Source organism: Bacillus sp. FSL K6-0268 (assembly GCF_038005425.1).
Taxonomy (GTDB): domain Bacteria; phylum Bacillota; class Bacilli; order Bacillales; family Bacillaceae_G; genus Bacillus_A; species Bacillus_A thuringiensis_S.
This window is the reverse complement of the sequence record NZ_JBBOTF010000001.1, coordinates 5,046,620-5,060,234: the sequence shown is the minus strand read 5'-3', so window position 1 is coordinate 5,060,234 and position 13,615 is coordinate 5,046,620. Positions and strand designations below refer to the sequence as shown.

The following is a 13,615-nucleotide window of genomic DNA, read 5'->3' as shown; positions in this document are numbered from 1 at the left end:
TCCGTTAGGAATCCTTGATTCTTTTTTATTTATCATCTTTTTGCACCAGAACCCGAAAGTTTCCCAATCTGTATGTTCCATATTTATCGGCCTTGTTTCTGATAATCCACTTGCCATAACGATGACCATATCATTCGTAGAAGTATCTCCATCTACCGTAATTTGATTAAATGTATGATTCGTAATTTCGGATAACGCTGTTTGCAATACGTCATGCTCTATATGAGCATCTGTCGTAATAAAACTAAGCATCGTTGCCATATTCGGATGAATCATCCCTGAACCTTTTGCAACACCCGCAATCGCCACTTTCTTCCCATCAATAATCATTTCATAGCAAGTTTCTTTCGTTATAAGATCCGTCGTTAAAATTGCTTCAGAAAAACAATATGCTTCACTTTCTTCCTTCGTCGGTATAAGAGTTGCAACTCCCTTTCGGATTATATCCATCGGCAGTGGAACACCAATTACACCTGTTGAAGCTACTGCAACGTAATTTTCTTTCATCCCAAAATGTTCCGCCCCTAATGCGCGCATCTCGTATGCGTCTTGTAATCCTTTCATTCCAGTACAAGCATTTGCATTTCCACTATTAACGATAATTGCTTGTAACTTCCCTTCTGCCGTTATACTATCCTTCGTTACTTGTAAAGGAGCTGCTTGTATTTGATTCGTTGTATACACAGCGGCACATGATGCTGGTACATCACAAACGATGGCACCTAAATCCTTTTTCTCCTTTTTTAAACCATTTGCAGTACCAATTGCCGAAAAGCCTTTCGGCGTTACAATTGAACCATTTTCTAATTTTGTAATAGACGCTACTTTAATCACCATGTCCCCCTTATACATAAAGCGGCATATGTTGTAAACCTGTTGTCTCTTCTAGTCCCGCTATTATGTTTGCATTTTGAATCGCTTGCCCAGCCGCGCCTTTCATCATATTGTCTATAACAGAAACGACCGTAACTCTTTCAGCTCTTTCATCGTAAGCTATGCCAATATCACAATAATTTGAGCCTCTCACTTCTTTTGGACTTGGAAATTTCCCTTGCGTACAAATTCGGATGAAAGGCGATTGTTCATACGTTTCTTCATACAATTTTTGAAGTTGCTTTATTTCCATCTTTTGTTTTACTTTTGCATAAAGTGTAATCATGATTCCTCGTGATATCGGTATTAAATGTGTGCTAAATGTAATTGGCTGTGATTCACTATTCCATTCTGTAAGCATTTGCTCAATCTCTGGAACGTGCTGATGCTCATTCACTTTATAAATGTGCAAGTTATCATATAGCTCAGGAAAGTGAGTCATTGTTGTTGGTGTTTTACCTGCTCCTGATACCCCTGATTTCGCATCAATAATAATCGAATCTTCTTCAATCATGCCGCTACGTACTAACGGCGCTATCGCTAGCAATGTGGCTGTAGCAAAACATCCTGGGTTTGCAATTAAACTTGCCTTTTGAATCCCAGTCCTTTTCCATTCACTTAACCCATACACTGCTTTTCTAAGAATTTCTTCTTTCGCTGCTGGCCTTTTATACCACAGTTCATATGACGAAGGATCTATCATACGAAAGTCTCCAGATAGGTCAATTACTTTTAAACCTTCTGCTAATAACTTAGGAGTTAACTCCGCCGATACTCCTGCTGGGGTTGCTAGAAATACGATTTCTGCTTCTTTTCCTATCGTCTCCACATCAATTTCTTGTAACGTATGAAAAAGGACATTTCGAAGATGAGGATATACATTTGTTATACACTCACCAACTTGTGAAAAAGAATGGAGAGATGCTATCGAAAAATATGGATGTTGTTCTAATAAACGAATTAACTCAATGCCCCCATATCCAGTGGCTCCAATAATTGCGACTTTCATAAGTTCCTCCTCATATCGATTCTTTAAATTAAGTATGATTATAATATTGTATATTTATAGAGTCAATTAAATATTTATAAATTTTTAAATCTAAAAAAACTTAATTTTATTAGAAAAATAATATACTCAACCGAATTTTTATACAAAAATAGTGCATAGTAGTTTTTTTATTTCACTTCAAGTACAATAAAACAATACATACGTACATACAGGCGGGGAAAAATATGAACGAAAAATTAATTGAGAAAATGATTATAAAAAGTTTTCAACAATATCAATGCAGTCCAATATCAAAAGAAGATCAGGAAATGCTAGTGAAACATATTCAAACGGTGACTCATTCAAATATTGAAATTGATTTATACGAGGAAATTGAGGATATTGTTTATGATTATGTAACTGGAAAACAATAAAAAATAGGAGATTTCCATATGGAAATCTCCTATTTTTTACTTAATGATTTACCTGCAACACGCTCAAATAAACCTGGGAATAAAGCATAAAGTTTCGGACCAATGCCCATCCACTTCGGTAAGTTTACTTCACGTTTTTTCGTGTGCATCGACTTTACGATTTGTTCTGCTACGTATGTTGGTTTTAACATGTAACGTCCCATATTCTTTACATATGTACCAGATTGATCCGCTATTTCAAAAAAGTTTGTATCTATCGGACCTGGATTAATTGCTGTAACATAAATATCTGTATTCGCTAATTCCATGCGTAAACTATTCGTAAATCCTAATACGGCATGTTTCGTTGCTGCATAAGCACTCGATTTCGGAGTTGCAATTTTTCCAGCAAGTGAAGCAATATTAATAATATGTCCTTCATTCTTGTTTACCATATAAGGTAGTACCGCTTTCGTACATGCTACTAATCCAAATACATTTACTTGGAACATATCTTTTACTTCACCCATTGACGCATCTTCAAACGTTTTAAAAATACCAAATCCCGCATTGTTTACTAATATATCAATACGTCCCACTTCTTGTAATACCTTTGAAAAAACAGACTGTACTTCCATCTCATCACTTACATCTAATACATAATAATAGCAAGGCGTATTATAAGTTTCTTTAATTTTGTCTACTAACGCTTGTAGTTTCTCTTCTGTTCGAGCCATTAATACTGGAGTCGCTCCCTGTGCTGCAACTTGCATTGCAACTTGCTCACCAATCCCACTAGAAGCACCTGTAATGACGATTACTTTATTTTGTAAACGTCCTGTCATTGCTGTCACCTACTTTGCATAATAAATCAATTGTTGCGATGACTCATCAATCATCACTTGTTGATTATATGCTAAATAGTCCAATTGTCCAACCGTTTCTGAAATAGTAAGTGGTAATTGTTCTTTATATAATACCGGAAATAGTTTTACACATACTTCAAATGCTGTCATTGGTTTTTCCTTTAATAACTCAAGTACTTTAAAAGCACGTGTTTCTTGCTTTTGTAATCTCGTTTCAATAAGTTGTTTCACATTTAGAACATCTTCCCCATGCCCTGATAAAATGCGTGAAATATTCATTTCGCTTAAACGCTGTAATGTTTGATTATATTGTAGTAATGGGCGTGCCCGTTCTGTTTGCCCTTCATATGGTGGTTCTAGTATTGGATTCGAAGAAATATGACTAATGAGAGCATCTCCACCAATTAATATTCCATCAGATTCTCTATATAAAGAAATATGAGTAGAAGCATGGCCTGGTGTTTCAAGCACTGTAAATCCAGGCAAAGAATTAATACGATCTCCTTCTCTCACAGTATGCGTTAACGATCTATTACAAGAATATTTAAGTGTCCTCGTCGTCAATAACGACTCGTCTTTCAAAAATGCTGCTGGCACACCAAACTGTAAGGCCGTCTCTCTAAAAAATTCATGATACCGCTTTAAAAATTCTGGATTTTGTGTGATCCAAGGCTCATTCCAAGGATGTCCAATAATATTCGTCTTCTCAGAAAATATATTTAAAAGTCCACAATGATCTGCATGATGATGCGTAATGACTACTGTTTCAATATCTTCTATCGTATATCCTAATGCACCTAATTGACTTTCTAACGCATTCCTTGCCTCTTCTGTATTCGTCCCTGTATCAATTAATGTTAATGTCTCCCCCTCAACTAAAAACACATTCACAGTTTCCACTGCAAATGGTACAGGAATCTCCATTCGGTGAATCGCCGTCATGCTTAGCCCCCCCTGTCTCTTTCCGGTTCAAAAATGAATACTTCTTCAGTTTACAACTTCTATATATATTTGTCATTATTTTCAGATAAAAAGAGGTGTTTCCTATAAGAAAACGAATGTATGTACATTTATAAGAATTTCTAACCAAAATTAAAGGAGGAACATCATGTCTATTCAAAACATTTCCTTTCTCGGTGCAGGCTCTATTGCTGAAGCTATTATTGGTGGCTTGTTACATGCAAATGTTGTTAAAGGTGAACAAATTACTGTAAGTAATCGTTCTAACGAGACGAGATTACAAGAGCTACATAAAAAATACGGTGTCAAAGGTACTCATAATAAAAAAGAATTACTTACTGATGCAAATATTCTTTTTCTAGCAATGAAACCAAAGGATGTTGCAGAGGCGCTTACCCCTTTTAAAGAATACATAAATAATAACGTGCTTATTATTTCATTACTAGCAGGTGTTTCTACTCACTCAATTAGAAAACTACTTCAAAAAGACGTTCCAATTATTCGTGCAATGCCAAATACATCCGCAGCCATTCTAAAATCAGCTACCGCTATCTCCCCTTCAAAACATGCAACAGCGGAACATATTCGCACTGCAACATCTTTATTTGAAACGATCGGTCTCGTCTCTGTTGTAGAGGAAGATGATATGCATGCTGTCACTGCATTATCCGGAAGTGGACCTGCTTATATTTATTACGTAGTGGAAGCTATGGAAGAAGCTGCAAAAAAAATTGGTTTAAAAGAAGATGTTGCAAAATCACTTATTCTTCAAACGATGATTGGTGCTGCTGAAATGCTAAAAGCAAGTGACAAGCACCCTTCTATTTTGCGAAAGGAAATTACTTCTCCTGGTGGAACTACCGAAGCAGGTATTGAAGTATTACAAGAACATGAATTTCAACAAGCACTTATTTCTTGTATTACACAGGCAACGGAACGATCACATAATCTTGGAAAAACATTAGAACAACTAACAAAAGAAAAATAGAAAAAGGAGCTCAAATAAACTTGAGCTCCTTTTTCTATTTTTACACTTAGTTATTGTTCTTCCCAAAAATCTCTTCTTGCAGGCGACGACCAGTCGGCGTTGCTGCAAGTCCACCTTCTGCTGTTTCACGAAGTGCTACTGGCATCGTTTGTCCAATTCTAAACATTGCCTCAATTACTTCATCACATGGAATTGTACTCGTTACACCAGCTAATGCTAAATCTGCTGAAATCATCGCATTCGCAGCTCCTGCTGCATTACGTTTTACACAAGGCACTTCTACAAGTCCTGCAACAGGATCGCACACTAAACCAAGCATGTTCTTTAATGAAATTGCCATCGCTGTAGCTGCTTGATCTTGTGTTCCACCAGCCATCTCAACTGCAGCTGCAGCCGCCATTCCACTTGCTGAACCAACTTCAGCTTGGCATCCTCCTGCCGCACCAGAAATACAAGCATTATTCGCAACAACCATACCGAAAGCTCCTGCTGTAAATAAGAACTCAATCATTTCTTCACGTGTAGGCTGCAATTTTTCTCTTAGTGCAAATAGTACACCTGGCACTGTTCCAGCAGACCCTGCTGTTGGTGTTGCACAAATAATTCCCATCGCTGCGTTTACTTCATTTGTTGCAACAGCTTTGCTTACTGCATCCAAAATCGTATCTCCAGATAAGCCTTTTCCACTCTTCATATACGCTTGAACTTTTACAGCATCTCCACCAGTTAAACCAGTTGGTGATTTCACGCCGCGAATACCACGTTCTACTGCTTGTTCCATCACGACTAAGTTCTTTTCCATACCAGCAATTACTTCTTCACGTGAAATACGTCTTGTTTCCATTTCACATTGAATCATAATTTCTGCGATTTTTACATTTTGTTCTTTAGCTTGCGCCACTAGTTCCGCTGCGTTCCGAAACATGGTGTGTCCCCCCTGCAATTAATCCATAATAGTTACTTGACAAATATTTTGTTGCGCTTTTATTTCTTCAATCACTTCATCTGCTAATAATTCATCTGTTTCAATAACCATAAGCGCTCTTCTTCCTTTTTCTTTACGAGAAACACTCATTGTACTAATGTTAATCTCGTGTGTAGCAAGGATTGAAGCCACCGCTGCAATAGCACCAAAGCGATCGTTATTTACAATAAGTAGTGCTGGACTTGTGCCTGATAATTGAAGATCGAATCCGTTTAATTCTACAACTTCAATTTTACCGCCACCAATTGAGCAAGCAACAACTTCAATTTCTTCTTCACCTTTATACAAACGAATTCTTGCTGTATTTGGGTGAGGTGCATTGGCATCTTCTTCAATGAATTCCACTTCAATTCCGCGCTCTTTTGCTATTTCTAGCGCCTCTGGAATACGTAAGTCATCTGTTTCAAATCCCAATATTCCACCGATTAGTGCTACATCGGTACCATGCCCTCGATACGTCTTTGCAAATGATCCATATAACGAAATGCTTACTCTTTCTGGTTCATGACGAAACAGCTGGCGAGCAACTTGCCCCATTCTTGCCGCGCCTGCTGTATGTGAACTTGATGGTCCAATCATAACTGGACCGATAATATCAAATACTGAGCGATACTTCATCATAACTCCCCCTAAACCTCTATGAAAAAAATTTATTCTACTATTCTATTAAGCTGCTACATCTGTCGCTTTTCCAGTTGTACCACGAATTTGTTCTGCTGTATGAATTGGATAATTTTTGAATAAAAGTAATCCAATATAACCTGAAATAATACCAGTTATCATAATACATAAGAATCTTAGTATTATTTTCATTAAAAAAATGATATAAGATAATCCACAATAAAGTCTGGTAGCAATCCAAAGTTTAACACAGAAGCCATTGCAAGCATAGCATAAACAAGTGATATCTTTCCTATTATAATTCTCATGTTACTCTCTCATGGTTTAGTCAACTTCACTTGTTACGATAATAACTAAAAAGCATGTGACTTATCATAAATTATAATCTGCCCTCATTATAGCTTGTTTTTTATAAAACGCTTACTTTTGTTGAATTTTAAAAGTTCTGAATAAAAGTCCATTCCTGCTATTTGTATCACTTGTATGTCATCTGACTTATATAACAGTTTTTCTAAATAATCATTATTTCGTATTTTTATCGTATATATTCAAACCATTCTAATTTTCTGTATCATCCAAGTATAAGCATAAAATAATAACAGTTTTATTTTTAAATTTTTTTAGACATAAAAAAATGGCAACCCATCGTTACCATTTTTTACAAAATTATCATTTTTCTACTGGGAATGATTTCAAATCTGTCGCTATTTCTGTATTAGAAAACAACTCTCTTGCCTCTTTCAATAATTCCTTATATGTATCTCCTTGATAGCGAGAACTAATGTGAGTTAAGATTAATCGCTTCGCATTTGCCTGAAGTGCAATGCTCGCAGCTTGCTTAGATGTGGAATGAAAATAATCATGCGCTTGTTGCTCATCTTCTGCTGCGAAAGTCGCTTCATGGACAAGTACATCTGCATCTTGCGCAAGCTCCCTACTCGCTTCGCAATATCGCGTATCACCTAAGATAGTAATAATTCTTCCTTTTTGAGGTGGGCCGATAAACTCATTTCCATTTAATATCGTGCCATCCTCTAATTCAACTACTTCTCCATCTTTTAAACGTTTAAAGATTGGACCTGGTTTCACACCCATCTCAAGCAATTTATCAACTAAAAGAGCACCTTGTATATCTTTCTCTACAATACGATATCCAAAACATTCTATACCGTGTGACAATCTTTTCGTTTCTACATAAAATTCATTATCTTCAAATACGGTACCTTCTTCTGTTATCTCCACAACTTCAAGTGGATATTTCACATGTGTCGTACTTACCGATAATGCCACTTCAATAAATTGTTTAATTCCTTTCGGTCCATACACCGTTAAAGGCGTAGTTCCTCCTTGAAATGAACGGCTACCTAATAAACCAGGCAATCCAAAAATATGATCGCCATGTAAATGCGTAATAAATATTTTTTCAATGCGGCGCGGACGTACCGATGTATGTAATATTTGATGTTGCGTGGCCTCGCCACAATCAAATAACCAAGTCTGTCCTCGTTCTTCTAACAATTGTAAAGCAATTGCTGAAACGTTCCTTCCTTTTGAAGGAACACCTGCACCAGTTCCTAAAAATACAAATTCCACTTTCTTTCCTCCAGCTCTAAATATACTCTATCTCTCATCTTACGGAATGTTATTTCAAATGGCAAATCGAATTTACATAACCAATCATCTAGACAACTATATAACACGAACGTTATACTTAAAAAATTTACCAATCGTTCGTGTTTTGTGGTAAAATAATTATACTACATTTTAAGGGAGCGTTTTATTATGAAAGAAGTATTTCGTTTACAAACTGATTTTTCATCTTCATTTGATCGCTGGGTAAGTTCTTTCGTGTCTGATCACCCAGCACAATTAGAATGGACAACTTTAAAGGAATTAATCCATGAATATACAACATCACATACAAATGATACGTTACCAGCATATATTTCTTCAGCTTTAACATATTACGCCCAACGCGTTTCAACTACAAACAGTTCAGAGATTGTTATTTTTGAAAACCCTACAATCTCGTAATCTATAATAAAAAAGCACTGGTTACAGTGCTTTTTTATTTATACTTATTTAACAAATGATCATATTCCGTCCAAAAGTCGGTATACATACTTCGCTCAAGCTCATTTAAAATTATCTTTTCACTTGATTTATTAAATAATTCTTTTGCTTGTAGTGCAAAAGAAACAATTTGTTTTCTATATTCATTTTCATTCAATTCTATATGAAGCCCTTCATAGTATATAGCCTTTTGATCAGTAGAAATAACTTTGACAAAGTCCTTTAAAATCACATTTTTACCTATATGGTTTATAGTCCAATGAATTGAAATTGGGCATCCTAACATTAGGATAGTGCCACATCCGTGCAAAATAACCCCCTCTTCATTTTCAATATCACAAATATATTCTTTATCTAAAGTTCGTAACAAAGCTAAAGCTGATTCACTTATTCCCCATTCCTCATCCATACCTGTCCGCGTAATAATCGTTCCATCCACATTTAAATAAAGTGAAACTTTAATCAGTGGGGGGGCACCGTCCCCACTGATTATTAGTTGAACCAATCGGGCTTTTACGGGCAGTTTGATCTCTCCCACCTAGCTCCTTTGCTCTAGCCGAATTTTGAGGTGGGAGTCTTACTGCCCGTTAATGCGGGATATATTTCTCCGTGTGAACATAAATCTTCCTGCTCATTAAACAACCATTTTTGATTCTCAATATTTATAATAAAATTTTGTGGTACCCTTACAAATTCCCCTTTTATAAAAATATTTATTTTCCATATTATTCATAATCAATATCATGCATTTCATCCCACATATCTATTATAAATCCGTTTAATATTTTAAAAACACAGATAAAAAAGATATTGACACTACGATTTTACAGTGCTAACATTCAACATGTAATTGAATATGGTCTCTGTTAGGTGAGGCTCCTGTATAGAGAAACGCTGCTGCCCAAAAATGTCGAGAGACGCCAATGGGTCAACAGGAAAGGTCGGAATGAAGGCCTTTTTTAACGTAGCTGGTTTCAGTACCTATGCTATACAGTGCTAAAACTCAACGAGGGAGAGGTGCATGTATTTTGTCATACACAAAAACTGTTTTTATTTATGTCTACTAACAGTCTTTGTTGTGGACTCTTTTAACTGCGAATTCAGACCTTTACTCGTTTTGAGTAAAGGTCTTTTTACGTCTATATGCACCTTACTATGAAACAAACATAGCATATTCAGAAACTACTAAATTGTACGGAGGTGAGGAACAGTTGGCAATTGATGATTCGGCCCAGATACCCATACGTTTTACATTCGTATTTCATCATGTAGGTAGGAAAGAAACTGTTCCTCACCATTTCAAATAGTTAGGTAACAGATTGTTTCCTCCTTCATGACAGAGGAGGAACTACCGATGTTTAATTTACAAAGACAAGAAACAAAGCATGCTTATGAGCAAGATAGCATGAAAACAAATAACGAATTATTAGTGGAGGTTGCAACACAAGATGTAAGCTCTGCGTTAAAACTTTTAGAAACAACACAAGATGGATTATCTAAACAAGAAGCGTCTCGTAGACTTTCTTTATATGGTCCGAACGAAATAGCTCATAATAAAATGGCGCCGTGGTACATTCAATTTCTATTGGCATTTAAAAATCCATTTATTTTCGTTTTATTAGCTCTTGGAGCACTCTCCTTTTTCACAGATGATATGCAAGGAACGATTGTCGTATCTGTAATGGTCCTACTTAGTGCAACGATTCGGTTTTCCCAAGAATTTCGTTCTCAAAAAGCTGCCGATAAGTTAAAAGCTATGGTTCGAACAACTGCGAGCGTATTTAGAATAAATGGATTTGTACATGAAACAAAAAATGTAAAGAATTTAAACCGAAATTACACAACAGAAATTCCAATTGAGGAACTTGTACCTGGCGATATTATTTCCCTTTCAGCTGGTGATATCGTTCCAGCTGATGTGCGTGTTGTATCCGCTAAAGATTTATTTGTTAATCAATCTTCTTTGACAGGGGAAGCACTTCCTGTAGAAAAATACGAACACTGCTACCATACAGAAAATAAGCATATCTTACCGAAAAACATGAAAAAAAATTACAATCCACTCGATATGGAAAACCTTTGCTTCATGGGAACAAATATTGTAAGTGGTAGCGCAAAAGCTGTTGTCATCTCAACAAGTACCGATACGTATTTCGGCTCTTTAGCAAATAAGGTAATTGGAAAGCGTGTAGAAACAAGCTTTGATAAAGGTGTAAACAAAGTAAGCTGGCTCTTAATTACATTCATGCTTATTATGGCGCCTATTGTCCTTCTCATTAATGGATTCACAAAAGGAGATTGGCAAGAAGCTTTCTTCTTCGCTATTGCCGTCGCTGTTGGTCTTACACCTGAAATGTTACCAATGATTGTAACTGCTAATTTAGCTAAAGGTGCCGTTAACATGTCTAAACAAAAAGTAATTGTAAAACAGCTAAATTCTATTCAAAACTTAGGTGCTATGAACATTCTTTGTACAGATAAAACCGGAACTTTAACAGAAGATAAAGTTGTCCTTGTTCGTCACTTAGATCCCAAGGGAAATGAATGCAATCGCGTCTTACAATTTGCCTATTTAAATAGTTTCTATCAAACTGGATTGAAAAATTTAATAGATAAAGCTGTTATTAAGCATACAGAGGAAAACAATAAATTTAATCCATCAGCTTTTCAAAAGCTAGATGAAATTCCATTCGATTTCGCCCGCCGGCGTATGTCAGTCATCGTAAAAGATATTTCAGGTGAACATACAATGGTTTGTAAAGGTGCCGTAGAAGAAATTTTATCAATTTGTAATTACACCGAAGTGGATGAAAAAGTCGTTCCACTCACCGAGGAAATACGTTCAAATGTCAAAAAACTAAGTGAGACATTAAATAGTGAAGGTATGCGGGTTATTGCTGTGGCTTATAAAAAAGATAGAAGAATAAATAATAAAGAGTACGCAGTAAAAGACGAAACAGATATGATTCTCAGTGGATATATCGGCTTTTTAGATCCACCGAAACCATCTGCAGCAGCTGCAATTCAAGCATTACAAAAACATGGTGTACAAGTGAAAATTTTAACTGGCGATAACGAAATTGTTACAAGAAAGGTTTGTAAAGAAGTTGGATTAGATATCGGCGAACCAATCCTCGGTTACGAGATTGATTCTTTACCAGATAAAGCATTAGCAAAACTTGCTGAAGAAACGACTGTATTTGCGAAGCTTAATCCAATGCAAAAATCTCGTATTATACACGCATTACAAGGAAATGGACACACTGTAGGTTACATGGGAGACGGCATTAACGATGCTGTAGCATTACGTGAAGCTGATGTCGGAATATCTGTTAATACTGCTACTGATATTGCGAAAGAAGCTTCCGATATTATTCTACTCGAAAAAAGTTTAACTATATTAGAAGCAGGTATTTTAGAAGGACGTACTACATTCGGAAATATTTTAAAATATATTAAGATGACAGCTAGCTCTAACTTCGGTAATGTGTTTAGCGTGTTAGTAGCAAGTGCTTTCATTCCTTTTTTACCGATGCTTGCCATTCATCTTTTAATTCAAAACTTACTTTATGATATTTCACAACTTTCTATTCCATGGGACAAAATGGATAAAGAGTTTCTAGAAAAACCACGAAAATGGGATACTGCAAACTTACGAAACTTCATTATTTGTATCGGCCCAATTAGTTCCGTATTTGATATTATCACATACGTAGTCATGTGGAATGTATTTGGTGCAAATACACCGAGCGAGCAATCATTATTCCAGTCCGGTTGGTTTGTCGTTGGATTGTTAACACAAACTTTAATTGTTCACATGATAAGAACACAAAAGATTCCATTTATTCAAAGCACTGCATCAACACCAGTCGTTTTATTAACCGCTCTTATTATGGCAATCGGGATTTATATTCCATTCTCACCACTTGGTGCAGCCGTTGGTTTACAAGCATTGCCACTTAACTACTTTCCTTGGTTAGTAGGAATACTATTAGGCTACGCTTTTTTAACACAATTCCTAAAAAAGCTTTATATTAAAAAGTTTCGTAGCTGGTTGTAAAAATAAGAATGAGTGGATATTCCCCGCTCATTCTAAAAGACATAACACATATTTATATATGGAGGTGACCATGATGGTATGGTACGACATTGTATTCAGATTAGTTATAGCAATTATTGTAGGAGCTTGCATTGGAATGGAAAGACAATGGAGACACAGAATGGCTGGGTTACGGACAAATGCTCTCGTATCACTTGGTGCCTGTATATTTGTTTTATTATCCGTCATGCTTGATCATGATGCTAGCCCATCCCGCATTGCTGCTCAAGTCGTTAGTGGCATTGGCTTTTTAGGGGGTGGCGTTATTATCCGCGATGGTTTTAGTATTAGAGGGCTAAATACGGCAGCTACTTTATGGTGTGCAGCTGCTGTCGGTACTCTTACAGGCGCCGGTTTCCTCGTTGCAGCTATATTAGGTACAGCCGGCGTGTTACTAGCAAATATACTCCTTCGCCCAATTGCTCTTTTTATGAATAAAAAATCAAAAAAAGAATCACCAGAACAAACAAACTACTTACTTTCCCTTACTTGTTCAGAAGAAAATGAAGCACATATTCGTTTTTTACTTATGCATATGGTAAGTACAGAAGGGCTCGGTTTAAAAGAGTTGTATAGCGAAGATGTAGATTCTAATCGAAAGGTGTGTATACAGGCTACATTACATTGCAAGACAAATGCGGCTATCTTAATTGAAAAAATAGTAAGTAGAATGCTATTAGAATCTGGCGTTACTGCAGCTGGTTGGAAAACTTCATTAGATTTAGAAGCAAGTTAAAAATGAAAGGTGT

General features: G+C 36.2%; 11 protein-coding genes, 2 pseudogenes and 1 riboswitch. Of the genes and pseudogenes, 5 read left to right on the top strand and 8 right to left on the bottom strand.

Annotated elements, in window-relative coordinates; genetic code table 11:
- Positions 1-9: 9 nt before the first annotated feature.
- Together argJ and argC are read right to left on the bottom strand one after the other, a co-directional pair.
- Positions 10-834 (bottom strand): annotated as a pseudogene (argJ, locus tag MHI28_RS26490) (bifunctional ornithine acetyltransferase/N-acetylglutamate synthase); the annotation flags it as partial.
- Positions 835-844: 10 nt separating this feature from the next.
- The gene (gene argC / locus MHI28_RS26485) at positions 845-1,882 is read right to left on the bottom strand and encodes an N-acetyl-gamma-glutamyl-phosphate reductase (RefSeq protein WP_000861240.1); all 1,038 of its coding nucleotides are present in this window, start codon (positions 1,880-1,882) and stop codon (positions 845-847) included.
- Positions 1,883-2,106: 224 nt separating this feature from the next.
- On the opposite strand from argC, the gene MHI28_RS26480 reads away from it, so the two are divergent.
- Entirely contained in the window at positions 2,107-2,295 is a 189-nt protein-coding gene (locus MHI28_RS26480; protein WP_001003222.1) for a YqzH family protein, read from the top strand.
- Positions 2,296-2,324: 29 nt separating this feature from the next.
- On the opposite strand, the gene MHI28_RS26475 is transcribed toward MHI28_RS26480, so the two are convergent.
- Positions 2,325-3,119 (bottom strand): SDR family NAD(P)-dependent oxidoreductase, encoded by a 795-nt coding sequence (locus tag MHI28_RS26475; protein ID WP_000147789.1) that lies wholly within the window; start codon positions 3,117-3,119, stop codon positions 2,325-2,327.
- 9 nt (positions 3,120-3,128) lie between these two features.
- Positions 3,129-4,082 (bottom strand): MBL fold metallo-hydrolase, encoded by a 954-nt coding sequence (locus MHI28_RS26470; protein ID WP_000125124.1) that lies wholly within the window; start codon positions 4,080-4,082, stop codon positions 3,129-3,131.
- 166 nt (positions 4,083-4,248) lie between these two features.
- Between MHI28_RS26470 and proI the strand changes: the two genes are divergently transcribed.
- Positions 4,249-5,088, top strand: a complete 840-nt coding sequence (gene proI / locus MHI28_RS26465) for a pyrroline-5-carboxylate reductase ProI (protein WP_000027254.1) — start codon at positions 4,249-4,251, stop codon at positions 5,086-5,088.
- 46 nt (positions 5,089-5,134) lie between these two features.
- Here proI and sdaAA read toward each other — a convergent pair whose 3' ends face one another.
- From sdaAA to rnz, 3 genes are all read right to left on the bottom strand, one after another.
- Positions 5,135-6,013 (bottom strand): L-serine ammonia-lyase, iron-sulfur-dependent, subunit alpha, encoded by an 879-nt coding sequence (gene sdaAA, locus MHI28_RS26460; protein WP_000489454.1) that lies wholly within the window; start codon positions 6,011-6,013, stop codon positions 5,135-5,137.
- Positions 6,014-6,031: 18 nt separating this feature from the next.
- Positions 6,032-6,691 carry an L-serine ammonia-lyase, iron-sulfur-dependent subunit beta gene (sdaAB, locus tag MHI28_RS26455; RefSeq protein WP_000877451.1) on the bottom strand — a complete coding sequence of 220 codons (660 nt, stop codon included), beginning with the start codon at positions 6,689-6,691 and terminating at the stop codon, positions 6,032-6,034.
- Positions 6,692-7,363: 672 nt separating this feature from the next.
- Positions 7,364-8,287, bottom strand: coding sequence for a ribonuclease Z (rnz, locus tag MHI28_RS26450; RefSeq protein WP_000397454.1), 924 nt, complete (start codon positions 8,285-8,287; stop codon positions 7,364-7,366).
- A 189-nt stretch (positions 8,288-8,476) separates the two neighbouring features.
- Here rnz and MHI28_RS26445 point away from each other — a divergent pair, with 189 nt between their 5' ends.
- Entirely contained in the window at positions 8,477-8,728 is a 252-nt protein-coding gene (locus MHI28_RS26445) for a DUF3932 family protein (protein WP_000665709.1), read from the top strand.
- A gap of 34 nt (positions 8,729-8,762) precedes the next feature.
- Here MHI28_RS26445 and MHI28_RS26440 read toward each other — a convergent pair.
- Positions 8,763-9,493: pseudogene (locus MHI28_RS26440) on the bottom strand (hypothetical protein).
- A gap of 129 nt (positions 9,494-9,622) precedes the next feature.
- Positions 9,623-9,790: riboswitch (M-box (ykoK) riboswitch) on the top strand.
- Between the two features lie 331 nt (positions 9,791-10,121).
- On the opposite strand from MHI28_RS26440, the gene mgtA reads away from it, so the two are divergent.
- Both mgtA and MHI28_RS26430 read left to right on the top strand, forming a co-directional pair.
- Positions 10,122-12,827, top strand: coding sequence for a magnesium-translocating P-type ATPase (mgtA, locus tag MHI28_RS26435; RefSeq protein WP_000482692.1), 2,706 nt, complete (start codon positions 10,122-10,124; stop codon positions 12,825-12,827).
- A gap of 73 nt (positions 12,828-12,900) precedes the next feature.
- Complete coding sequence (locus tag MHI28_RS26430; RefSeq protein ID WP_000262346.1) at positions 12,901-13,602, top strand: MgtC/SapB family protein; 702 nt, start codon at positions 12,901-12,903, stop codon at positions 13,600-13,602.
- Positions 13,603-13,615 lie beyond the last annotated feature (13 nt).